Annotated in this window: 21 protein-coding genes and 1 pseudogene; 13 read left to right on the top strand and 9 right to left on the bottom strand. The window is 62.9% G+C overall.

The window, feature by feature from the left end; genetic code table 11:
* Positions 1 to 19: 19 nt before the first annotated feature.
* Complete coding sequence (locus IMT31_RS09410; RefSeq protein WP_413542550.1) at positions 20 to 772, bottom strand: SDR family NAD(P)-dependent oxidoreductase; 753 nt, start codon at positions 770 to 772, stop codon at positions 20 to 22.
* Positions 769 to 1,812, bottom strand: a complete 1,044-nt coding sequence (locus IMT31_RS09415; protein WP_413542551.1) for a Gfo/Idh/MocA family protein — start codon at positions 1,810 to 1,812, stop codon at positions 769 to 771. Before IMT31_RS09415 ends, IMT31_RS09410 begins: the two co-directional genes overlap by 4 nt.
* A gap of 171 nt (positions 1,813 to 1,983) precedes the next feature.
* Here IMT31_RS09415 and IMT31_RS09420 point away from each other — a divergent pair, with 171 nt between their 5' ends.
* The 5 genes from IMT31_RS09420 (at position 1,984) to IMT31_RS09440 (ending at position 6,145) form a co-directional block, all read left to right on the top strand.
* The gene (locus IMT31_RS09420; protein WP_413542552.1) at positions 1,984 to 2,832 is read left to right on the top strand and encodes a sugar phosphate isomerase/epimerase family protein; all 849 of its coding nucleotides are present in this window, start codon (positions 1,984 to 1,986) and stop codon (positions 2,830 to 2,832) included.
* A 21-nt stretch (positions 2,833 to 2,853) separates the two neighbouring features.
* Positions 2,854 to 3,399 (top strand): TRAP transporter small permease, encoded by a 546-nt coding sequence (locus IMT31_RS09425; protein ID WP_413542553.1) that lies wholly within the window; start codon positions 2,854 to 2,856, stop codon positions 3,397 to 3,399.
* 3 nt (positions 3,400 to 3,402) lie between these two features.
* Positions 3,403 to 4,677 (top strand): TRAP transporter large permease, encoded by a 1,275-nt coding sequence (locus tag IMT31_RS09430; RefSeq protein ID WP_413542554.1) that lies wholly within the window; start codon positions 3,403 to 3,405, stop codon positions 4,675 to 4,677.
* Positions 4,678 to 4,727: 50 nt separating this feature from the next.
* Positions 4,728 to 5,768 carry a TRAP transporter substrate-binding protein DctP gene (gene dctP / locus IMT31_RS09435; RefSeq protein WP_413542555.1) on the top strand — a complete coding sequence of 347 codons (1,041 nt, stop codon included), beginning with the start codon at positions 4,728 to 4,730 and terminating at the stop codon, positions 5,766 to 5,768.
* 98 nt (positions 5,769 to 5,866) lie between these two features.
* Positions 5,867 to 6,145 carry a Dabb family protein gene (locus IMT31_RS09440; protein WP_413542556.1) on the top strand — a complete coding sequence of 93 codons (279 nt, stop codon included), beginning with the start codon at positions 5,867 to 5,869 and terminating at the stop codon, positions 6,143 to 6,145.
* Between the two features lie 77 nt (positions 6,146 to 6,222).
* Here the strand turns inward: IMT31_RS09440 and aroQ are convergent, their stop codons facing one another.
* Positions 6,223 to 6,684 carry a type II 3-dehydroquinate dehydratase gene (gene aroQ, locus IMT31_RS09445; RefSeq protein WP_413542557.1) on the bottom strand — a complete coding sequence of 154 codons (462 nt, stop codon included), beginning with the start codon at positions 6,682 to 6,684 and terminating at the stop codon, positions 6,223 to 6,225.
* Positions 6,685 to 6,825: 141 nt separating this feature from the next.
* On the opposite strand from aroQ, the gene IMT31_RS09450 reads away from it, so the two are divergent.
* The 6 genes from IMT31_RS09450 to IMT31_RS09475 all read left to right on the top strand — a co-directional run bounded on the left by IMT31_RS09450 (position 6,826) and on the right by IMT31_RS09475 (position 12,794).
* Positions 6,826 to 7,617 carry an IclR family transcriptional regulator gene (locus tag IMT31_RS09450; RefSeq protein WP_413542558.1) on the top strand — a complete coding sequence of 264 codons (792 nt, stop codon included), beginning with the start codon at positions 6,826 to 6,828 and terminating at the stop codon, positions 7,615 to 7,617.
* Complete coding sequence (locus IMT31_RS09455) at positions 7,614 to 8,456, top strand: aldo/keto reductase (protein ID WP_413542559.1); 843 nt, start codon at positions 7,614 to 7,616, stop codon at positions 8,454 to 8,456. Before IMT31_RS09450 ends, IMT31_RS09455 begins: the two co-directional genes overlap by 4 nt.
* Positions 8,457 to 8,772: 316 nt before the next feature.
* A complete protein-coding gene (locus IMT31_RS09460; protein ID WP_413542560.1) occupies positions 8,773 to 10,557 on the top strand; it encodes an FAD-dependent oxidoreductase in 1,785 nt (594 codons plus the stop codon).
* A complete protein-coding gene (locus tag IMT31_RS09465; protein ID WP_413542561.1) occupies positions 10,554 to 11,588 on the top strand; it encodes a DMT family transporter in 1,035 nt (344 codons plus the stop codon). Before IMT31_RS09460 ends, IMT31_RS09465 begins: the two co-directional genes overlap by 4 nt.
* Entirely contained in the window at positions 11,588 to 11,770 is a 183-nt protein-coding gene (locus tag IMT31_RS09470) for a hypothetical protein (protein WP_413542562.1), read from the top strand. The genes IMT31_RS09465 and IMT31_RS09470 overlap by 1 nt, the downstream gene beginning before the upstream one ends.
* Positions 11,771 to 11,834: 64 nt before the next feature.
* Entirely contained in the window at positions 11,835 to 12,794 is a 960-nt protein-coding gene (locus tag IMT31_RS09475) for a YncE family protein (RefSeq protein WP_413542563.1), read from the top strand.
* 339 nt (positions 12,795 to 13,133) lie between these two features.
* On the opposite strand, the gene IMT31_RS09480 is transcribed toward IMT31_RS09475, so the two are convergent.
* Positions 13,134 to 14,507 (bottom strand): ISL3 family transposase, encoded by a 1,374-nt coding sequence (locus IMT31_RS09480; RefSeq protein WP_413542564.1) that lies wholly within the window; start codon positions 14,505 to 14,507, stop codon positions 13,134 to 13,136.
* A gap of 212 nt (positions 14,508 to 14,719) precedes the next feature.
* Between IMT31_RS09480 and IMT31_RS09485 the strand changes: the two are divergent.
* A pseudogene (locus tag IMT31_RS09485) lies at positions 14,720 to 14,839 on the top strand (IS3 family transposase); the annotation flags it as partial.
* Between the two features lie 19 nt (positions 14,840 to 14,858).
* Here IMT31_RS09485 and IMT31_RS09490 read toward each other — a convergent pair.
* The 5 genes from IMT31_RS09490 to IMT31_RS09510 all read right to left on the bottom strand — a co-directional run bounded on the left by IMT31_RS09490 (position 14,859) and on the right by IMT31_RS09510 (position 20,406).
* Complete coding sequence (locus IMT31_RS09490) at positions 14,859 to 16,409, bottom strand: SLC13 family permease (RefSeq protein WP_413542565.1); 1,551 nt, start codon at positions 16,407 to 16,409, stop codon at positions 14,859 to 14,861.
* Positions 16,410 to 16,654: 245 nt separating this feature from the next.
* Positions 16,655 to 17,686 (bottom strand): 2Fe-2S iron-sulfur cluster-binding protein, encoded by a 1,032-nt coding sequence (locus tag IMT31_RS09495; protein WP_413542566.1) that lies wholly within the window; start codon positions 17,684 to 17,686, stop codon positions 16,655 to 16,657.
* 1 nt (position 17,687) lies between these two features.
* Positions 17,688 to 18,662 (bottom strand): PdxA family protein, encoded by a 975-nt coding sequence (locus IMT31_RS09500; RefSeq protein ID WP_413542567.1) that lies wholly within the window; start codon positions 18,660 to 18,662, stop codon positions 17,688 to 17,690.
* Positions 18,659 to 19,123: an aromatic-ring-hydroxylating dioxygenase subunit beta gene (locus IMT31_RS09505; protein WP_413542568.1), complete on the bottom strand. Its 465-nt coding sequence runs from the start codon at positions 19,121 to 19,123 to the stop codon at positions 18,659 to 18,661. The genes IMT31_RS09500 and IMT31_RS09505 overlap by 4 nt, the downstream gene beginning before the upstream one ends.
* Positions 19,123 to 20,406: an aromatic ring-hydroxylating dioxygenase subunit alpha gene (locus tag IMT31_RS09510; RefSeq protein ID WP_413542569.1), complete on the bottom strand. Its 1,284-nt coding sequence runs from the start codon at positions 20,404 to 20,406 to the stop codon at positions 19,123 to 19,125. The genes IMT31_RS09505 and IMT31_RS09510 overlap by 1 nt, the downstream gene beginning before the upstream one ends.
* A 117-nt stretch (positions 20,407 to 20,523) precedes the next feature.
* Here IMT31_RS09510 and IMT31_RS09515 point away from each other — a divergent pair, with 117 nt between their 5' ends.
* Positions 20,524 to 21,273, top strand: a complete 750-nt coding sequence (locus IMT31_RS09515) for an IclR family transcriptional regulator C-terminal domain-containing protein (RefSeq protein WP_413542570.1) — start codon at positions 20,524 to 20,526, stop codon at positions 21,271 to 21,273.
* Positions 21,274 to 21,708 lie beyond the last annotated feature (435 nt).

The following is a 21,708-nucleotide window of genomic DNA, read 5'->3' on the forward strand; positions in this document are numbered from 1 at the left end:
CGTACTGCACGGCGACTGGCTAGGAGCCGGCGTAGCGGCCACCACTGAGATCCAGAACTTGTCCGGTCGTGTAACTACATTCGTCCGAAAGTAACCATGCGGCCAGTGCCGCAAACTCGGACGGCTCGCCGATGCGCCCGGCAGGAACCCGAGACAATAGTTGCGCGTTTCTTTCTGGACTGAGGTGTTCCAGGAGGGGAGTCTGGAACATGGATGGTGCGATGGCATTAATACAGACGCCCTGTGCTGCAGTCTCTTTAGCTACGGCTTTCACCAGAGCTATCACTCCTGCTTTCGATGTGGAGTAGGCCGTCATGGATGCATTACCTTCTCTGCCGGAGATGGAGGAGAGGATGGCGATCCGTCCGTGCGCCTGGTTCTTCATCGTGGGGATTACGGCGTGCAGTCCGAGAAAGCACGAATCTAGGTTGATTCGGAGTGTTCGTTGCCAATCTTGGTAGGCGACGTCTTCAACATCGGCCTCTGGCCCTTGGGCGCCGTGGCACATCAGCATTCCGTCTAGACGTCCGTGGCGCTCCAAGGCGGTACCGACTAGGTCTTTCCACTGTTCCGGATTCGTCACGTCCAAGCCCAGTGAGGTCACTTCACCGTAGGCAGTACTGGTGAGAACCGGAGCGTGGAGGTCGGTGGCGATGACGGTAGCACCCTCCTTGCGGAGTCTTTCCACAGCGGCGCTGCCCAGACCACCGGCGGCGCCGGTCACCAAGACAACTCGGTCTTGGAATCGGTTGGCCCAAAATGGTTCGTTCACGAAAAAACCTTCCGGGTCAGTGAATCGTTCGCGTCCTCGTCGATCGTCAGCGCGACTTCGAGGGTCTTCAGCGCGTCCTCGGCCGTAATCAGGGGTTCTGTCTCGAGACGCACGACGGCGGCGAAGTGTTCAAGCTGCGCGACGTAGGGATTGACCTCCACCCGTGGAAGCGTGGTCTGCTCGATGGGTGTCTGCCAGTGCCGGTCTCCCTGATGTCGCGAAACCGTCAACGAGGGCAGAGATATTGCGGCCTCCGTTCCGGAAATGAAGTACACATCGCCATCCGGGGGTGCAGGGAAGTAGGCACCGTATCCGGATGTCAGATCCCAGCACCACGGTGAAGCCGCCGCATCGCTGGCCAAGGCGGTTCCGATCGCACCATTGGCGAAACGCATGACCGTCCCCGTTGTGTCCGGAACGTCGAGGCCCCGCACGGCTTTGCCCCCCATTGAAATTGTCTCTTCAATCTCTCCAACGAGGAAGCGGATCGCGTCGATGTCATGAATGAGGTTGATCAGGACCGGACCGGCGCCCCTCTGGGTTCGCCAGCTCACCTCAAAGTATTCGTCGTGTTTCCGCCAGGTGCTCAGGATTCCTACCGAGACCACATCCCCCACTCCTCCAGACGCGATGAACGTCCGCGCGGCTGCCACATCAGGCGCGTAACGACGCTGGTGTCCGACCAATACTGGGACGCCCGTTTGGCGTGTGGCTTCGACTATTTGCCGAGCGGCGTCAAGGCTGTCCGCAAGAGGCTTCTCGACGAGTACCGGCAGGCCGCGCTCCAAGGCATCCACGGCCACTGACGCGTGGAGGGCATTAGGTACGGCTGCGATCACGGCTTGAATGTCGCTTCGCTGCAACATTTCTTTGTAGTCGGCGTAGTGGGCTACGTCGAGGATCTGAGCCAGTTCTGCGGCTGCCGTAGATGGGTCGGCTATTCCGACGAGTTCTACTTCGCTGGAACTCTGGCAGTACTTGGCGTGCTCGCGGCCAATCAGCCCTGCCCCGATCAGGCCGATCTTTACAGTCTCACTCATCATTGTCCTTCCTTGACGGGTGCCTTTAAATCGCTGAGTCGGGCTGGCTACCGGCCGCGGCAATTTTGTGTGAGAGAACTCTCACTGAAGGCAGATCAGGTGCTAGTGTACGTCGCGAACGAAAAACTCGGAACATCGTTCCATGTGTCTGATCCTCTACTAGGAGTGCCTGTGACCCCCACACAGCAATTACATCTCGGCGTCGCTCCATTGAGCGCCCTCGACCTTCCTGTGCTGGACTATGTCCGCGCTGCTGCCAATGCCGGTTTCGCCGCCGTCGGCCTCCGCGTCGAACCTGTGAGTGCCGGGGATCCCACTTTTCCAAGGGACTTGACCTCGCCACAGTTCCGCGAGCTCGAAGCGGCCCTGACTGACGCGAACTTGGAGGTGCTGGACGTAGAGGTCTTCTCCGTGGATCCCGGAACCACGAGGTCAGACTGGCTGCAGGTGATGGAGGTCGGTGCTCGTCTGGGTGCGTCCTACCTCAACATTGTGGGTGGGCACGATTCAGCGGCGGAATTCGAAGACATAGTCGGGCAGCTGAGCGGTGATGCGCGTGATCACGACTTGCTTCCGGTGCTGGAACCCGTGGCTTATCGGCCCTTCAACGACTTCTCCCTCGCTGTGCAGATTGCCCGCAACGTGGGGTGTGCAGTGGAAATGGATGTTTTGCACTTCCTCCGCACCGGTACGAGCCTTGATCTCGTCCGTGAGCACCGGGACTTGTTTCCCGTTTTCCAACTGTGCGACGCGCCGGCGTCCATGGAGACACATGGCGCACTTTTGCAGGATCTCGCCGCAACCGGTGAGGGTGACCCGGCTGTCGCTGAATCACGCTCACTGCGTCTGCTGCCGGGGGATGGCGACGGGCCCATCCGGGAATTGCTGTCGATCCTTGGTGACCGGACCCGCATCAGTGTGGAGATTCCCAACGTCAAGGCCCGGGGCGACCTCAGCGCAGAGGAATACCTCGCGTTGTTGCACAACCGCGCTCAGCACTATCTCGCCGACGGCGAGTAGACCTCAAAGGAGACCATTCTCATGACAGAGTCCTCACACTCTGCGCAACACGCGGCACCCGCGCAGGAGCCAGCGTTCCTGCGTTGGCTCGCGCGTGTTGAGCTGGCCCTTGCAGTGTTCTTCTTCTTCACGCTTACCGTCGGTGTTCTGTGGCAGGTGCTAGGACGGTATGTGCCGGCCGCCAACTGGGTCGGTGCTGGAGAGATCGCCAGGTTTTCGCTGGTCGGCATTACCTTCATCACGGTCGGATATCTCATCGGCAAGAATGGCCAAATCACGGTGGCGGTCATTGACGGCCTAGCCAAGAGCTACCGTGCACGGGTGGTCATCCGCGCGATCGCCGCGGTCCTCCTGACAGCCCTATGTCTAGTACTGACCTGGGAAGCCTGGAACCTTTTCAGTGGAGGGTTTGGGAGAACCACACCAGTTCTCAGAGTGCCATTGGCCTACCTCTACATCCTGCCCCTCATCGGCTTCGCCTCCGGAACGATCTTGGCGATCGGGCGCATTGTGCGAGCGAAGTACGACGAACCGGATGCTCTGACCGCCGAAGACACGAAGGACTGATCCGTGGAACTGCTACTTCTCTTTCTGGGAATTCTCCTTCTGTTGTTTCTTCGAGTTCCCGTCGCCTTCGCCATCATGGGACCATGCCTGGCGTACTTCGCTGCTACCGGGCTCTCGACTGGGATGGCCCTGAAAATCGTCTTCGACTCTGTCAACTCCTTCCCCCTGTTGGCCGTCCCACTGTTCATTTTCGTCGGAATCACGGCGAACAAGGTCGGCATTGCCGACCGTTTGTTCGAGTTCTGCCTGGCAGCGATGGCGCGTGTTCCCGGCAATCTGGCCTATGTCAATGTGGGCACCTCCGTGGGTTTTGCCTGGATGAGCGGATCGGCTCTGGCGGACGCTGCTGGCCTGGGCAAGGTACAAGTTCCGGCCATGACCAAGGCTGGTTATCCCTTCCGCTTCGCCTCCGGCTTGACTGCCAGTTCGGCCTTGATCAGCCCGGTGATGCCTCCGAGCATCCCAGCGGTGATCTTCGCGGCAGTGGGCACGATCTCCACCGGTGCACTTTTCGCAGCGTCTGTTATTCCGGCGCTGTTGATGGCTTTGGGCCTGTGCGTCTATATCGCGATCTGGGTCCGCAAGCATCCCGGTTTCGAGAGTCAGGCGTTCGATCCGGCTCGTTTCAGGCGAGCCACTCTCAACGTCTTGGCCCCCCTGGGGGCGCCCATCGTGATTCTCGGCGGAATCATGGGCGGATTCTTCACTCCCACGGAGGCTGCCGGCATCGCTGGGCTGTACATGGTGATACTGGGACTGATCTACGGCACCATCTCGTGGCGCGTTCTCTGGGACGCAGCCAAGGAGACGGTGTTCCTCACCGGTGGCATCATGCTCATTATCGGTGCCGCTGGGATGCTTGGCCGGGTTCTCGCCCAGGAACAGGCCGCGCAAGCAATGGCGAGACTGATCACGGGGATGACGGATAGCCCACTGCTGTTCTTGCTCCTGGTCATCGCCCTGATGGTCATCCTGGGCATGTTCATCGATGCCACGGCCGTCATCCTTGTCACCGTTCCGGTGTTACTCCCGCTATCCGCGACCTTCGATGTCGATCCCGTGCATTTCGGTGTCGTGATGATCATTTCACTGATGCTCGGTCTGCTCACCCCGCCGGTGGGCAGTGTCCTCTACGTCATGAGTTCAGTGACCGGCCGGCCAGTGGACGAGATATTCCGGGGAATCATCCCCTTCCTCGTTCCGATGGTCATCGTTCTGCTCATCGTGACGGCTTTCCCAGACGTGGTGATGTTTCTGCCGCGCCTTCTTGGCTTCTAGCTCGTCTCACCAGTATCCCAATATCAACTACGCACCAAGGAGTACCCATCATGCAGTCCACGAACATCTTTCGCCGGTTCGCCGGTCCCGGCATCGCTGCCCTAGCTGTCATCGGTCTCGTATCAGCCTGTGGCAACGGCGGTGGTGGAGAGGCCGGTGCCGGCAATGAGGGTGGCGAAATCACCCTGCAGTTCGCCAGCAGCCAGTCGCAAGCAACGCCCAACTACTACTGCGGCATGGAGTTATTCAAGGAACGCATCGAATCTCAGGATCTGGGGATCACCGTTGACTTGTTCCCAGATAGCCAGCTCGGCCCGGACACCGAGCGCGTCGCCTCGCTGCAGTCCGGCGACATCGACATGGACCTGCAGGAGGCTGGCATGGCCTCCGTCTATCCGCAGGTGGGGATCCTTGGCGCCGCCTATGTCTTCGACGACGTCGATCACGCCTTCAACTGGATCGACAACCACTCCGAGGACTTCAAGACTGGCTTCAATGAGGCGACCGATCTGACCATCATCGACGGGTGGTTCTACGGAAACCGCACGTTCTCATCCAACGAACCGATCCGTTCTCCGGAGGACCTCGCTGGAATGCAGATCCGCTTCCCAGATACCCCGCAGTACCTCGCGAACGCCGAAGCCTTAGGGGCCAATGCCGTCGCCGTCGCCTACGAAGAGGTCTACGTCGCCCTGCAGCAGGGCATTGCCGACGGCCAGGAGAACCCCGTGGTGGGCACTAAGACCGCCAGCTATGACGAGGTCCAGAATTACGTCGCTCTCAACAACCATCAGGTCAGCATCCACTGGGTCACCATTTCTGACGCAACGCTGGAGCAGATGAGTCAGGAACAGCAGGATGCGGTCTTTGAGACCGTTAGGGACATCCGCGCTGAGAACCGTGAATGCGTTGACCAGGAGACGGACGAGATCCTGCAGGATTGGCGCGACAACGGCCCCTTGGAAGTCATCGAGGAAGACGAGGTGGATCGCGAAGCGTTCATTACCCAGTCCGAGGACTACTTCCGTAACCACTACACCGGAGAAGACCTGGAGTTTTACGAAAGCATCCGCGAGACCTCCGACAACTGATCCGCAATGAATAGAAGGGCTCCGCTTCCCTCGGAAGCGGAGCCCTTCTTCTGCCTTTCCACGAACTTCACCCATCGGGAGTATCAATGATCCGCCACGTGGCACTGTTCCGCTTCAAACCTGAGTTCTCCACCGACCAACGCCAACAATGGATCGAAATCATCCGGGATCTCCCTCAACATATTCCTGGAATAGTCGCAATGAGCATCGGGGAGGACATCGTTCACGGCCCCTCCTCCTACGACGTCGCCCTCGTCGCCGACTTCGCCACACTCAAAGATCTGCAGACTTACAGCACCCACCCGAAGCACCAAGTCGTCTTGGACATCTCGGGACCCGTCAAGGAGCACTTGGCCGTAGCCGACTTCGAATGGTGATGGATGCTTACCAAGACCGGCGGGGTCCGTGCAGTCGAAGGACTGCACGGACCCCGCGATCTTGAGACTTCGAAAAGTCAGCGGCTTTGGACCAGGCGAGCCATGTGGCTCAAGGCGAGCTGGTACCCATGGGGGCCCGCCCCGGCGATCACCGCATCCGCGGCCTGGGACACGTAGGAGAAGTGACGAAAAGCTTCCCGTCGGTGAATGTTCGTGATGTGGACCTCTATCAAGGGCAAAGAAACGCCCATCAGGGCGTCGAAAAGCGTGATGGAGGTTGAGGTCAGTCCAGCAGGATTGAGGATGATGCCGGCAGCCTCCTCACGCGCCTGTTGAACCCAATCTACGAGTACCCCCTCGTGATTGGACTGTCGGAAGTCAATCGACAGGCCTTCCACGTCGGCACGTTCTCGGCAGAGTTCCTCAATTTGTAGCAAAGTCGTCGTGCCGTACTTCTCCGGTTCCCTCACCCCTAGCAAGTTCAGGTTTGGTCCATTGAGGATGTAGATCCGCGGCTGATTCTCTGTGGTCTGTGGCATGGTCTGGCCTTTCACGGCAGTCGCGCCAGTGCGCGATTGGGGGGCGATCGTTCTCACGCTAACAGGACATGGAACGCCATTCCATTATTATGCTAAAAGGAACTAGACTGCAGTTACATATCCGTCAAAGAGGAGGCGCCGATGTCTACAGCGACCAGTCGCGGTCTGGGCGTCATTGAGCTTCTGACCGGGGAGGTCGATGGCTTTCCGCTAGGAGTTCTGGCCGAACGTCTGGGGGCCGGCAAGAGCTCGGCTCACCGCACCGTGACCGAGCTGGTGGAGTTGGGATTCATCCGCCAGGACGCGGTCTCAGGGAACTATGTGCTTGGCATGAAGATCGTCTCTCTGGCACAGCGCCACCTCGCGCGGATTCCGCTCGTTGACCTGGCGCAGACGTTCCTTGACCAGCTTGCCGCTGAATCAGGAGAGCTGGCCCGACTCAGCATCGTTGACGGTACGTCACTGATCTGGATCGCCAAATCTGAGGGGGGACGCTCCTCTCTTAGGGTGGACCCGGATGCTGGCCGTGAAGTCATGCTGTCCTGCACGGCCAGCGGTTTGGCGTGGCTTTCCACCAAGTCGGATGAACGCGCCTTGGAGTTGATCGACGAGCAGGGCGGCTATCCGCGCCTGGATGAAGCCGGCCCAAAGGCGCCTCACAATGCGCAGGAGTACCTCCAGCTCTTGCACCGGGTCCGCGAGGAGGGGTTCGCACACCTCGAGGACGCCTTCGAAGTCGGAGTAGCCGCCATCGCCGTTCCTGTGGTGCCCCCCACCGGTCAAGAAACGTCGTACGTGTTGAACATTGCGGGTCCGACAGCACGCCTGACCGCGGAGCGCTGCCATGCGCTGTTACCTAGCCTGCGACGGGCCGTGTCCGATATGACGGCCCTGTCATGGAACCACTCCCCACGAAAGGACTCGCGCACATGAGTCACCAGCACCATGCCACGCTGAACGGAACTGAGGTCAGCGACGTCCGTATACCCCTCGTGGGCCTCGGCACATGGCCGTTGACCGGCGCTGACTGCACAAAGGCGGTCAGCCAGGCACTCGAGTCCGGCTACCGGCACATCGATACCGCCCAGAACTACGCCAACGAGGACGCAGTCGGCCAGGCGATCCGCGAGTCCGGACTCGGACGGGATGAGGTTTTCCTCACGACGAAGTTCAACAAAGAATCTCACGGGGGCGAGTCGGCGGTCCGCCAGGCCGCAGAGCGGGCTTTGGACCGCATGGGGCTGGACCATCTCGACCTGTTCCTGGTCCACTGGCCCAACCCTGATCAGGGCCTCTATGTGGAAACGTGCAATTCGTTGGCCGAGCTGGTCGGCACCGGGCTGATCCGGGCTTGGGGTGTCTCAAACTTCAAACCTGGACATCTCCATAAAATCCTCAGCGCCGGATTGGTCCCACCGATCAACCAGGTTCAGGTCGATCCTCTGCACGCTCAACGTGACCACGAACGAGCCAACACAGAGGCCGGTGTTGTCACCGCGGCCTATAGCCCGCTGGGGCGCGGCGGCGAGCTTCTGCAGAGCGCTGAATTGTCCGAGCCTGCAGAGAGGCTAGGCCGCACGCCGGCTCAAATAGCCTTGCGTTGGCATGTGCAGCAGAATCGAATCGTTTTGCCCCGCTCGGCGAACACTGACCGTCAACGGCAAAACCTCGACGTCTTCGACTTTGAACTAACCAAGGCAGACATGGAACGCATTGACAGTATGGACACTGGAAAAGGCGCCCGCCTGGACGCGGACACCTTCGGCCACTGACTTATGCCTCGGACTGCACAGGTTAGCCTCCTTAACTAGATTCGGTGCGCCGACCTAGAGGCTCGGCAACTTATCATCCGTGCCTCCCCGGGGGTCGATTGCTTTCAACAACAAGCAGTCGCCTTTCCGTACTTATCTCCTTGTCACATCTCCGCCCCTCACGCTTCCGATGCCTAGAAGTTCTACCACCTGGCCTGCCCTGTGAGATGCCGTGCCTGCAACCGGGGCTTCCCGAGCCGTCGGCGGACATACCGGGCTCCGAGCACCCGATCTGTGCCTTCACCCGACCAAAGATGACGCCAGAAGAGAGACGCTCATGACGACACGCAGGACAGTCCCGGCCATCGAGACTGCTGTGACACCCTTCGAACATGCTGGCGGCTCCTTCTCCTGGGACCGCGAGGTGGACCTGCTGGTCTTGGGGTCCGGTGCCGCCGGCCTCTCGTCCGCGCTGACGGCGGCCCAGGAGGGCCTGGACGTGCTGCTGCTGGAGAAGACCGCCTACGTCGGCGGCACCACGGCGTACTCCGCCGGCACCTGCTGGATTCCCAACAACCACTTTCAGCGGGCGGAAGGCAACACCGATGACGCCGAGCGGGCCAAGCGTTACCTGGACCGCCTCGTGGGGGAGAAGTCGGACAAGGCCCTGCGGCAGGCCTACCTGGACGGTGGGCCGCGGATGCTGGCCTATATGGCGGAGCTGGGCGTGACGTTCCGCCCCTCGCCCGCGGTGGTGGACTACCACTCCGAACTGCCCGAGACGGGCCAGACCGGGCGCGCCCTGGAGCCCGAGCCCTTCGACGGCCGCCTGCTCGGCAGGTCCCACTTCCGCCATGTCCGGCCGCCGGTGCCCGAGTTCGCCCTGATGGGCGGGACCCTGATGCTGCGCCGCCCCGAGGTCGCGACCCTGTTGGGCCTGTTCTCCCGGGACGCCGGCAAGGCCGTCAAGGCCGGGGCCACGGCTCTGGGACTCGGGATGCGCTGGGCCCTGGACATGGTCTGGAACCCTCGCGGCACCCGCCTGGTGATGGGCAACGCCCTGACGGCGCGGATGTACCACGGGCTGCTCCAGCGTGGCGGCGAGGTCTGGCGCAACGCCTACACCTCCGAGCTGGTGCGCGAGGGCGCACGGGTGACGGGCGCCGTGGTGGGCCATGGTGGCCGGGAGCTGCGCATCCGGGCCCGGCGCGGTGTGGTGCTGGCCGCCGGTGGATTCCCCCAGAGCCCCGAACTGCGGGAGAAGTTCCTCCCGGAGCCCACGCCCCAGTTCTCCCGTGCCGGAGAGGGCTCCACCGGAGACACCCTGCGCCTGAGCGAGGCCGTCGGCGCCGCGGCCGGGACGGACAACGGTGAGAACGCCCTGTGGTTCCCGTCCTCGATCGGGAGCCGGGCGGACGGCTCCACCGTGGTGTTCCCGCACATCTGGGACCGGGCGAAGCCGGGGTTGATCGCCGTGAACGCCGCCGGGCGGCGGTTCACGGACGAGTCGCAGTCCTACCACCGGTTCGTGCGGGCCATGTATGCCTCGCACCAGACGGTGCCGACCGTCCCGGCCTGGCTGGTGGTGGACGCGCGCACCCTGGCGAAGTATGGGCTGGGCATGATCACCATGCCGCACCTGCCCGCCCGGATGCTGCAGAAGTACATCGACGACGGCTACCTGTACCGCGGGTCCACCCTGCGGGAGCTGGCCGAGGGGATCGGCGTGGACGCCGCCGGGCTGGAGGAGACCGTGCGCCGGTACAACGGCTTCGCCGAGGCCGGTGTGGACGAGGACTTTCACAAGGGCGAGCTGATGTTCGGGCGGCTGGCCGGGGACTCGGACCATGGGCCCAACCCGAACCTCGGTCCCGTCGAACAGGCCCCGTTCTACGCCATGGCCGTGGTCCCGACTCCGCTGGCCACCGCCTACGGGATCCGGATCAACGCCCAGGCCCAGGTGGTAGACGCTGAGGGTCGGGCCATCGAGGGGCTCTACGCGGCGGGCAATGACGCCGCCTCCGTCATGGGCAGCGAGTACCCCGGTGCCGGGGCGCAGATCGGCTCCGGCATGACCTTCGGCTGGGTGGCCGCCCGGCATGCCGCCGGCCTGGGTGCATGAGAAGCGGCCTCTCGCTGCTACTGGCGCTGGCCGGCGGCGTCGCGATTGCGGTGCAGGCCCGGATCACCGGTGCCCTGAGGGCGGAACTGGGGGATGCCACGCTCGCCGCCTCGGTGACCTTCGGATCCGGGCTGGTGTTGATGCTGGTGGTCAACGGCCTGGTCCGGGCCAACCGCCGCGGCGTGGTGCGGCTGGTCCTCGGGGCGGTGACGGGCCGGTTCCCCTGGGTCTTCGCCTTATCCGGGCTGCTCGGCGCCTTCGCCGTCTACGGTCAGGCCGTGACCGTGGACCTCGTGGGGGTCGCCCTGTTCTCCCTGGTGTTCATCGGCGGCCAGATGCTCTCCTCCACGGTGCTGGACACCGTGGGCTGGGTGGCCTCCGGACGTCAGCGGCTGGGCCGGCGCCGGGTGGCCGGCCTGACGCTCGGGTTGGCGGGCGTGGGCCTGGCCATCGCGCCCCGGCTGATCGGCGGGGTCGGCGCGTCCGACGGCGGCGCGGAGCCGGCCGCGCTGGCCGCCCTCGCCCTCCCGCTGGCGCTGGTGCTGGCCGGGGGACTGCTGCAGCCGCCGCAGATGGCCATGAACGGGATGGTCGGTGCCGCCGTGGGCCGGGTGGAGCCGCTCGTGCTGTTCAACTACCTCACCGGGACCCTGGCCCTGCTGGCGGTGGCCGCCCCGCAGATCGCCGCCGGTGGCTTCGAACGGCTGCCCCTGGGGCCGGGGGACTGGTGGTACTACACCGGTGGCCTGCTGGGCTCGGTGGTGGTCGTCGGCGGGGCGATCCTCACCCGGACGATCGGCGCGCTGCTCTTCACCCTCGGGCTGGTGGCGGGACAGCTGGCCGGCTCCCTCGTGGTGGACGCCGTCTGGCCCACCCCGGGGGCCGAGGTCACCTGGATGGTGGTCTCCGGTGCCGTGATCACCCTGCTGGCCTTGGCGCTGGCCTCGGCGCCGGGCTTGCGGCGAGGCCCGGCACGGCCGGAGTCCAGGCCTGCCGGACCGGCAGGGCTCGGACCGGGGCAGGGCCCCTGATGGCCAACTCGCGCTCCGGGGAGTCCCTGATCCAGCGGCTCGTGCGAGTCCTGCACGCCTTCGACGCCGGGCACCCCGAACTCACCGCCTCCGAACTGGCAGCCGCCTACCAGGCCGTTCAGAGAGCATGGAGAACATCCTCAAGTGGGGTGGTGGCGCATCTGCAGACAGTCATCTACTAATTACTCCACTCTTCATTACCAATGAATGCCAAATCAATCTGAATCTTCCACCGGAGGGGGCCCTGTGAGTCCGCAGACCAAGCTCAAACAAGTAGGAACGATGGGCACCATTCTTGTGGTGAGCAAAGATGACCGCGCCCTCACGCTGATTGACGCGCGTAGCCTCCGTGTACTCCGCAAAGTTGAACTGAGTGGCTTCACGGGTCATGAAGTAGCAGTTCATTCGAATCAGTCGCTCGCGTATGTGCCAATCTACGGTGATTCCCCCCTGGGGGCGGTGGGGACCAACGGGAGCACGGTCGACGTCATCGATCTACATAGAGGGGAGCGATTGACAACATTCGATGTCCCAAGCTTCTCCCGCCCACATTGCGCGGCCTTTGGTAGTGACGGCCTGCTCTACATAACAACCGAACTGGACGAAACGGTCACGGTGATAGAAACCGAAACTCTATCGATCATCCGAAGACTCGCAACAGGACACTCACAAGCACATATGCTCGCCCTGTCCCCCAAGGGGACCCGTTGCTATACGGCCAATGTGGAGCCGGGGTCGATCTCCGAGATGAGCACGAAGAGTGGTGCCCTTCTACGTACCATCGACATTACCGACAAGATCAATCGCATCAGCCTCTCTGCAGACGGTTCCCTAGCTTTCACCGCCGACCAGCACCGACCTCGACTAGCCATCGTAGACCTGAAGGCGGGAGTCGTTGATCGGTGGGTGGATATTCCCTCGATCGCATTCGGTACGGCTGCAACACCGGATGGCACGGCACTAATCCTGGCTATGCGGGGAAGCAACCAGGTGGCACGGCTTGATCTAAAGGCCTTTTCCATCGAAGCTACGGTAGTGGTCCCCCCGTCCCCACAAATGATTCTGATAGATCCATCTGGGACCCTGGCTTATACGGCCTGTAGCTCCGCTGGAGTTCTGACGGCGGTGAGGATTGCTGACATGACAGTCACGGGAACGGTCGAATGCGGGAAGAACCCCGATGGTTTGGCATTTGCAGCGGGTTAGCTCTCATCGCGACTAAACGTTGCTGCTAAGAAATCGCTTGCATTCTGCCATAGACCATCAGTCGATACCGTCAGGCCCAAGTGACAATCGGCCCACGCTTGGTGGTTCTGCTCAGCTGATGCGCAGCAAAAGTGCGGCCACGCTAGTTCATTCAGCGGGCCCAGGACCAGCTACCGCCGCGACAACCCGACAAGGCACAAGCATCGCTGGTAACCGCAATAGTCCGCACGTTTAAAACCATCCTCGAGGGGCGGGCGTAGCCTCCCATTGCAGGGGAACGTTAGTGGAGCGTGGTGGGTCGTAGTCCCAGAAGGGGCCGTCTTCTGCGGTGAGGGCTCTTCACACTTGAGCGTGGTGTCCTGCTCGAGGGTGGATTTGGGAGCGTCGGCGTGTCCGCCGGAAGCTCCGTCCCAGGATACGTGACTGGTAGTTGGTCTGGTTGCGGTAGCCACGCCCGGTGCGTTTGATCTGCTTGATGGCCGTGTTCGCGGCCTCGGTCCGGGCATTGGTGACCTGGGTGCGGATGAACACCTTGATCTCCACCCACCAGTTGGCCACCGTCAGCGAGAGCCTGTCGGCCTCGGGCAGGTCGGCGGCGGCGACGGCCAGTTCGAAGTCGATCCTGGCGTTCTGGGCCTTGACGATGCTCGGGGCGTTCAGGATCTTCCGGAGGTACTCCTTGACCGCCCAGGCCGCGGCGACCTGCTCGTAGGCGGGCTCGTCGAAGACTTCCTCGAGTCGGTGGAGTCCGGCCTCGGTGAGACGGTCCCCGGCCCTCAGTAGCAGCATCCGGTGCGCCCACACGGCGTCCTGTTTCCGGCCCCGCCGTCCCAGCACCTCGCGGATCGCGCGTTGGCGGACGTCGGTGAGCATCTGGTTGCCGAGCTTGACCCGGTGGAAGTGGCCGACGCTGATGTCCACCGCGGGCAGCACCTGGCGGATCGCGTTGCGGAAGGTGGCCGAGGGATCGATCGCCACCACCTCCAACCGGTCCAGCCACGCCTGAGAGCGGGCCCGCAGCCAGGCGGTGACGTTGCGGGAGGACCGGCCGTCGACGACGCCGAGGACGTGGCCGGTGTTCGCGTCCACGAAGGTACTCATCCAGGGCTCGACCCGGCACCACACCGCGGTGTCGGGGTTCTTGAACCACTTGGCGGTGGCGAACCGGTGCTCGTCGATCCCCAGGGCCCGCACCGGCACCTGGTCCACCGCGGGCAGCTCGAGGCTCTGGTCCAGGATCGCGGTGTTCACGGTGCCCCAGGCGACCCCGTGGTCAGCGGCGACCTCGGCGGTGGCCCGCCCGGAGTCCAACACGGCCGCCACGACCGCTTCTTTCAGCCGTGTGGTGCACCGGGCCCGGGTCGGCAACTGGTCCGTGGCCTGGGTGAACGTCCTTCGTGGGCAAGCCGTCTCGGCGCACACGAAGCGTGGCTTGACGACGATCACCTCGACCAGAACGCCGCCGACCGGGATGTCCTTCACCGACTGACGGACCCGTTGATGCACCCGCCAGGAGAGCACCCCGCATTCCGGGCAGGGGCCCTCGGTGGCGTCGGCAGCCACCACGACCCGGCGCCCGCCCAACGGCAGGTCGACGGCGTCGTGGACGGTGTAGCCGGACAGGTTGAACACCACCGACGCTGCCAGGCGGACAGCCGGTTCGGCGGTGGTGCGGGCAGGCAGGGACAAGTGGTCGTGCGTAGGCTGGGACATGGCTCGTGTCCTTCGTGATCGAGGGCAGATTCTTCGCAAAATCCATCCTCAAGCAAGGGCACGAGCCCCTTGGCTCACGACACCCCCACGCTCAACTGGGAAGAGCCGGTTAAATCCACCCAATACACCTTGGCCTCGTTCCCCGCCCGACGGACTTTCTACGGATGCAAGCCACGATGAGGCGCGCCGGGGTGTGATGGAACCGCACCGTCGCGGAGAGCTTCTTCCGATCTGAAGAATGAGAGGTTCCACCGCACCGTGGCGCCACCAAGGACCAGGCCCGACGTGATGTCATCCGCTATATCGAGGGCTTCGACAACGGCCGTCGGCGCCTCGCCCTCACTCCGGTTTCTAGACGCTAACGTTGAAGACCAGCGGAACTAAGGTATGCAGGACGATCATGATCAGCACCACGGAGATCATGTTCATCCACAAGCCGGCCCTCACCATCTGCTTGATGGTTATCTCCCCGGAGCCAAAGGACACCGCATTGGAGGGTGTTGCCACTGGGAGCATGTATGCGGAACAGACGGCCATGGTTACGGCGATCGTCATGATCAGCGGATCCACGCCCACGCCTACGGCTACCGCACCGAAGATCGGGAAGAAAGCGGCCGCAGTGGCGGTGTTCGAAGTCAGCTCGGTCAGTGCTAGTCCAACGATGATGACGGCAAGGACGATGGCCCAGCTAGGCAGGGAACCCAGTCCGGAAACCTGGGTCCCGACCCACTCTGAGAGCCCGGTGGCGGTGAACATCGCCGAGAGCGACAGGCCGCCCCCAAAGAGCAGCAGCAGTCCCCAGGGAACCTCTCGTGTGGCGGACCAGCTGAGCAGGGCCTCGCTTTTCGGGTTGTCACGGCGCTTTTCAGCGGGCACGATAAAACAGGCCACGGCGGCGGCGACCGCGACCTGGGCATTCGAGATCGATGCAAGGAACGGCAGGTACTCCTGAATCACTGCGATCTCCGCAATGAAGGGGACCGCCACCCAGAAGAAGATTGCGACCAGGAAGACCAGCGCGACTCGCTTTTCTGCAGTCCGCATCGATCCGAGGTTCTGGTGCTCCTCTCGGATCAATTCGTTTCCACCGGGGATCTCGTTTACCTCGGGGCGAAAGACAATTTTGGTCAGCACCAGCCAGCACACTGCCGTCATGACCACGGCAAACGGCACACCGACGATCATCCACTGGCCGAAGCCCATCTCGAAGCTCTGCGATTCCAACAGGTATGCCGTCATCAAGGCCATCGGCGGCTGGCCGATGATCGTCGCCATGGAACCGATAGTCACGCCGTAGCCGACGCCGAGGATCATGGCGGCGGAGAACTTCTTCCCGGAGGCACGGCTATCGACCTTCCGCACCAGCTGGATAATGGAGGAGGCGATCGGCACCATGATCACCGCGGTGGCGGTGCTGGACACCCACATGGAGATGAAAGCTGAGGCAATCATCAGGCCAAGGACGATTTGTGCGGGTTTGGTCCCCACTACCTTGATGGTCAGCAAGGCCACTCGCATATGCAAGTTGGATTTCTGCGTTGCCAGACCGATTATCACACCCCCCATAACCAGGAAGATAACCGAGTTGGCGTAGGGACTGGCTACCTCCTCCAGGGTTCCTGCCCCGACGAGTGGGAAGAGGATGAGCGGGAGCAGCGAGGTTGCCGGAATCGGCACGGCTTCAGTCATCCACCACAGCGCCATCCAGATCGCAATTCCGGCAACGGCACGCCCTTCAAAGCTCAGACTGCCCGGAAGCAACAGCGTCAGAACGAAGGCAACTATCGGGCCAGCGAGGATCAACCACCAATTCCGCCCGCCACCGGTGTCCATCGCATCCTTGCCTGGCAGGGCTTCTTCCTCAACTTCCTCAACGGCGACGGCATTGTGTTGCTTGCTCATATTTCACCTTCCAGGCTCTGGTTACCGGGAACCAAACTACGTATGTCACATCATCGTGAAGGTTTCAGAAGAGCGACTAGACCCATTCCGAGTTACCGTCAAGCAAAACGTTTTTGGCTTGTTTAAAACCGGTATGACTGCTGGGCATATGGGGTCCGACGCGCCAAGCGCTATGTCTTTCACCTGGTCGCAACGCCGGAATCAGGAGGTTGACACGCATCTGTGCCCTTAGCCGATTGGTGAGGCTAACCGGCGAACGTCTTTGTCGGAATTGCGGAGACGAAGGCGTCAGAGTGGAACCGTTCGGGATCGAGCCCGCAGGCGCGGGCGAGATCATCGACGGCCGAGTGGACCATTGTTTCGCTGCCGCAGGCGTACACCCTATGGCCGGTGAGATCCGGATGGTCGTTCATGGCGGCCTGCTGCACCCATCCGGTGGCACCGCCCCAGTCACGAGCGGGGCGCGAGAGAACGGGGGTGAACGAGAACCAGTCGAAGCGTTTGGCCACAGTACGGACAAGATCCATCTGGTAGAAGTCCTCTACACTCCGCGCACCCCAGTACAGGTGGACGGGGCGGGTCTTCCGGCGCGCGATGTGGTCGAGAATGATCGACCGCATCGGGGCGAATCCGGTGCCTGTGGCCAGCAGTAGGATCGGGTCCTCGGAAATCAAGCCCTCCTCAGGACCGCCCGAGTCGTCCACGAAGAACTCGCCAAAAGGCGCCTCGATCTCGACAGTGTCGTGGAACTCGAGCTGCTGCAGGATCCGCGCCGAGAACGCGCCGCCTGCCGTGTGACGCACGTGCAGCTGCGCGAGGTCGTTGTGCTGGGGCGAGTTAGCGAGCGAATACGAACGGGTGTCGCCGTCGTCGAGGATCACGTTGAGGAACTGACCGGCCTGAAACGGCGTGCGCCGACCGATCGGGTACCGCAGGTCGAGGATCGTGACGCTCGGGGCGACCTGACGGCGGTGGTAGACGGTGGTGGTCAGACGCTTGCGTTTAGGCGCCGTGCGCGCCTCGATCCGCTTCGGCGCAATCTCGACGTTGCCGACCGGCCGCGCGCGACACATGTGCACCTCGGCCGGGCCGCAGACGGTGCCGGTGCCCGGAACGTTGAGCTCGCCGGACGTCAGCGTGCCGATGCATGTGTCGCACACGCCCTTGCGGCACGAATACGGGATCCCCCAGCCTGCGCTCTCGGCTGCTTCCAAAACAGTCTGCTCGGGTGCGCACTTGAAGGCGATTTCGGAGTGATTGATGCTGATGGTGGTCATGTCATTCCTTCCGGCTCGAAGGGGCAAGCAGGCGCAGCGCCGACAGCACCGCACTCGGGTCCGCCGTGCCGAGGCCGGCCTTGCCGAACACCGGTCCGTGCCCGACGCTTGAGAACGAGACGCCGGCACCGATCGTCACCGCCGCAGCGTCGCGTCCGGCGACCGTCTTGATCGGAATGTGGCCCTGGTCGTGATACATCGCGAGGTAGCCGTCGGCGTCGCGAGTCCCACCGAGCACGACGTCCGCACCGGTGGGGCCGACCGCGTCGATGCCGAGCTCACGCAGCTTCGCCACCGCTGGCTCGGTGACCCGCGCGTCATTGCCGCCGAACAGCCCACCCTCACTCGCGTGGGGGTTGATGCCGAACACGTGGATCGTGGGCATGATGATCCCCATCCGGCGCAGCGCCGTGTTCAGTGCGACCCCGGCCGAGACCACGCGCTCCGGCGTGAGCTTCGCGATCGACTCCGAGAGCTGCTCGTGCAGGGTCACATGCGCGATTCGCATCCCGCCGCCGACCAGCATGAGGAAGACCTCCTCCTTCGGCATGCCGGTCAGCTCTGCGATGAGCGGCGGGTATCCCGCGAATTCGATGCCAGCCTGGCGCACCGCAGTCTCCGAGTGTGGGCAGGCGACCACCCCGGCATAGTCTCCGGATGCCGCGAGGCGCACCGCTTCCGTGACGTATGCGATGGTCGCTGTACCCGCGGCCGCAGTCACCTTGCCGGGAGACAGGTCGGCGGGCTTCAGCACCCCGGCGTCGACGAAGTCGCACACCCCCGGTTCTGCGATCGCACCCGGCACCGCGTCGCGCACCGCGAGCCCCAGCCGTTCGGCCGAGGGAGCGAAGACGTGTCGGTCTCCGACCACGACTGGAGCGGCGGCCCCGAGCTCGGCGACGGCAGCGGCGGCGATATCGGCACCGCTACCGTTCGGATCACCTATGCTCAAGAGGAGCCGATCGGCGACTGTCATAGTGGAAGCACCAGCAGCGTGTCGGTGCGAGAACTGTCGCATACGACGACCCGGCGGGTCAGCAACGCCTTGCCGCCAGTGAGCGAGTATTCGTCGAGGTAACGACCGCTCGCGAAGACGTCGGTCGGGCCGTTGCCGGTGATCCGGATGACGACGAAGGACGTCTCACTCGTCACGGTATCGCTCTCCTCCGAGAGAATCGCGGGCTGGCCGAGCAGATGTCGGTAGGCGTGCGGCTCGTAGATGTTGGCTTCCTTGAGCGCCGAGACCCGGTCGCGCAGCATCGCCTTATTGTTGGCCCAGATAACGCCGGCGGGCAGTCCGCGCCGGTGATTGTCGGCGGTGGTGACCTTATAAAAGGCATCGTCCGTAAAGTGCTCAGGCCAGTCCTCGATCGGGCCATCGTCGATTACGCGCACATAGCTGGCCTGGGCGCGGCTGATCAGCGTGAAGGCGTCCATCACTTGCCCTTCCCGATCGTGAAGCCCATCGCTTCTCGGTAGACCTTCCAGAAGCCCCGGATCGAGGCCTCGGTCACACGACTCTCGCTGGAGACAGCCTCGTCGCCGCCCATCTGCATAGTGGCGAACTCGGTGCTCGCACCCGCGATGCCGCGCTGCACGAAGCCGCCGATCGCACCGTCCTCCATCGAGACGAAGCCCGCCGGGCCGACCAGGTTGGACTGCTTCATCCGGATCAGCTGCTGCTCCTCAGTGTCATCCTCGAAGCCCAGGAGGGTCCAGTTCAGATTCGTGGAGTCGACGCCGGTGGGCAGCACCTGGCGGACCGCGATCGAGTTCTGAATCTGCTGCAGCACGAAACCGGGGGCCACGGAGAGGATCTGCAGGGTGATGTCGTCGCCGACCTCGCTGAAGCTGTCGACGAGCGACGGATCCTCCAACTGATATTCAGCATCAGACCGGATGCCCTGATCCTTGTAGTGTTCATCAGCCTCAGCCTCACGGTTGATCGCGGACCAGCTCACGTGATGGGCGCCGTTAGGCGAGACGATGATGCCACCCTTCTGGTTCAGCTTGTTGAGGCCGAACGTGGTGAAGAACAGGTGCAGGATACTCGCGTGATAGGAGTCCTTCGTGTTCTCCATGTAGAGCTTCCAGTTGTTTGGAAGCGTCTGTGTGAAGCGGCCGAGCACGACCGGCTTGCGTCCGCCGAGCACGCGCTCGATGGAATCGAGGATCTCCTGGCCGAGGTACTCCTCGATCTCCGGCACGTCGTTGTTGAGACTGCCGAAGATGAGCCCGTGAACGTTCGCGAGCCGAAGCCGTCGAGGACTGTGCGCGGCCTTGCAGAAGCCCGGCCCCATGCCTCCTTTTCCGTCGATTCCGTCCTCGAAAGCGACCCCGGTGAGATCTCCCTGCAGGTTGTAGGTCCAAGCGTGGTAGGCACAGGTGAAGTCCTGGGCATGACCGTAGTGCTCCATTGCGATCAGAGAGCCGCGGTGAGCGCACCGATTCTCGAACGCGTAGATTTCGCCGTCGTGGTCACGCGTCACCAGCACGGGCTGCTCACCGATGAAGGTCGCGCAGAAGTCGCCTGGCTCGGCGAGTTCCGCCTCGAGACAGAGGTAGTTCCACATCCGACCGTGGAAGATGTTGCGCTGTTCAGCTCGGTAGACATCCTCGTCCTGGAATACCCAGTACGGCACCTCAGTGAGGTGCTCCGGCCAATGGCGGGCTGACATATCACTTTCCACCGCTGTAGCGGTGCCCTTCGACTCGCTCACTCGTGCTCTCCTTTGATAACGTCGAATTTTGTTCGCTTTGCGAACACATATATGCTTTACGAACAATTGAGTTCAGTAAAATCACCGAAGTCATGCATGTCAAGAAAGGACACCCTTATGCCAGGGGAAACGATGGGCGGTCTCGCGAAGGGCCTCGCCGTTCTGGAAGCGTTCAGCAAGGACATGCCGAGGCTGACGATCAGCGACGCCGCGCGGGTCACAGGGCTGAGCCGCGCGACGGCGTTGCGGTGCCTCAATACGCTCACCGAAGTCGGCTACACGACGTTCGACGGCAAGTTCTTTTCACCCACGCCAAGAGTGCTCCGGATCGGCTCGACGTACACTGAGTCTGCGAACCTCCCCCGACTCGCGCAGCCGCACCTGACTGCCATCCGCGACGCGATTGACGAGACGGCATCGCTAGCAGTGCGCGACGGTGACAATTCGCTCTTCATCGCGCGCAGTGAGGGATCACGCCTGCTGCACACCGGCGTGCGCATCGGCACTCGGCTCCCGCTCTATGCCTCGTCAACAGGGCAGGTTCTATTGAGCGCACTCAGCGAGGACGAACTCGCTGACTACTTGAGGGCCGCGCCGTTCCCCGAACGCGCACCTCACACCCCGGTGAGCGCCGAAGCTATCGAGCACCGCGTCAAGTCCGCACGCACCGACGGGATGGCCATCGGTGACGAGGAGCTCGAGCCGGGCCTGCTCTCGATTGCCGTGCCGTTGCGCGATGTGACGGGACGCGTAGTCGCAGCCATCTCGGTCAGTGCATCGACATCGCGTACAACCACGGACGATCTTCGCCATCGACTTCGCCCGGTGATGCAGCAGCACGCGACGGAGCTAAGCCGCTTACTCTAAGCCTTCATCCACCCAGCGCGACGATCGGTGGATGAAGACTGAAAGCTGACCATCAAGAACGACCATCACCGCCCACCGACTAGGGCGCGAAAAGATGATTGATGCGTGCAGCCGCAAAGAGTTACAGAATCTGCGATAGAGCGACCACGCCAGTCCACTTGGGCGACCTCGTTGACCCGGCTGCCGCCAGAACGCCACGTCACCTAACACTTCTGAGACGTGGGTGAAGCGTGGCGGTGGCGAGTCATATCGGCCGAACCTGGATCTGTTCAGGGTGTTCGGATCCGGTGGTCTTCAGCGGACCGAAGACCAGGGCCCCAAGACACCTCCGGCCCGCACTGGGGGAGAGAACCCTATGCCCGGGTCACGTTCCCAGTCCAGGACGCCACGGCCGTGCGGTGGACCCGCACGCAGGCGCCGGACCAGCCGACAGGC

Source organism: Citricoccus nitrophenolicus, assembly GCF_047305825.1.
GTDB classification, from domain to species: Bacteria; Actinomycetota; Actinomycetes; order Actinomycetales; family Micrococcaceae; genus Citricoccus; species Citricoccus nitrophenolicus.

Excerpts from the sequence above, each read along its gene's own strand:
- IMT31_RS09415 (WP_413542551.1), bottom strand. The coding sequence starts at position 1,812 with ATGAGTGAGACTGTAAAGATCGGCCTGATCGGGGCAGGGCTGATTGGC.
- IMT31_RS09425 (WP_413542553.1), top strand. The coding sequence starts at position 2,854 with ATGACAGAGTCCTCACACTCTGCGCAACACGCGGCACCCGCGCAGGAG.
- dctP (WP_413542555.1), top strand. The coding sequence starts at position 4,728 with ATGCAGTCCACGAACATCTTTCGCCGGTTCGCCGGTCCCGGCATCGCT.
- aroQ (WP_413542557.1), bottom strand. The coding sequence starts at position 6,684 with ATGCCACAGACCACAGAGAATCAGCCGCGGATCTACATCCTCAATGGA.
- IMT31_RS09450 (WP_413542558.1), top strand. The coding sequence starts at position 6,826 with ATGTCTACAGCGACCAGTCGCGGTCTGGGCGTCATTGAGCTTCTGACC.
- IMT31_RS09455 (WP_413542559.1), top strand. The coding sequence starts at position 7,614 with ATGAGTCACCAGCACCATGCCACGCTGAACGGAACTGAGGTCAGCGAC.
- IMT31_RS09460 (WP_413542560.1), top strand. The coding sequence starts at position 8,773 with ATGACGACACGCAGGACAGTCCCGGCCATCGAGACTGCTGTGACACCC.
- IMT31_RS09465 (WP_413542561.1), top strand. The coding sequence starts at position 10,554 with ATGAGAAGCGGCCTCTCGCTGCTACTGGCGCTGGCCGGCGGCGTCGCG.
- IMT31_RS09470 (WP_413542562.1), top strand. The coding sequence starts at position 11,588 with ATGGCCAACTCGCGCTCCGGGGAGTCCCTGATCCAGCGGCTCGTGCGA.
- IMT31_RS09480 (WP_413542564.1), bottom strand. The coding sequence starts at position 14,507 with ATGTCCCAGCCTACGCACGACCACTTGTCCCTGCCTGCCCGCACCACC.
- IMT31_RS09490 (WP_413542565.1), bottom strand. The coding sequence starts at position 16,409 with ATGAGCAAGCAACACAATGCCGTCGCCGTTGAGGAAGTTGAGGAAGAA.
- IMT31_RS09495 (WP_413542566.1), bottom strand. The coding sequence starts at position 17,686 with ATGACCACCATCAGCATCAATCACTCCGAAATCGCCTTCAAGTGCGCA.
- IMT31_RS09500 (WP_413542567.1), bottom strand. The coding sequence starts at position 18,662 with ATGACAGTCGCCGATCGGCTCCTCTTGAGCATAGGTGATCCGAACGGT.
- IMT31_RS09505 (WP_413542568.1), bottom strand. The coding sequence starts at position 19,123 with ATGGACGCCTTCACGCTGATCAGCCGCGCCCAGGCCAGCTATGTGCGC.
- IMT31_RS09515 (WP_413542570.1), top strand. The coding sequence starts at position 20,524 with ATGCCAGGGGAAACGATGGGCGGTCTCGCGAAGGGCCTCGCCGTTCTG.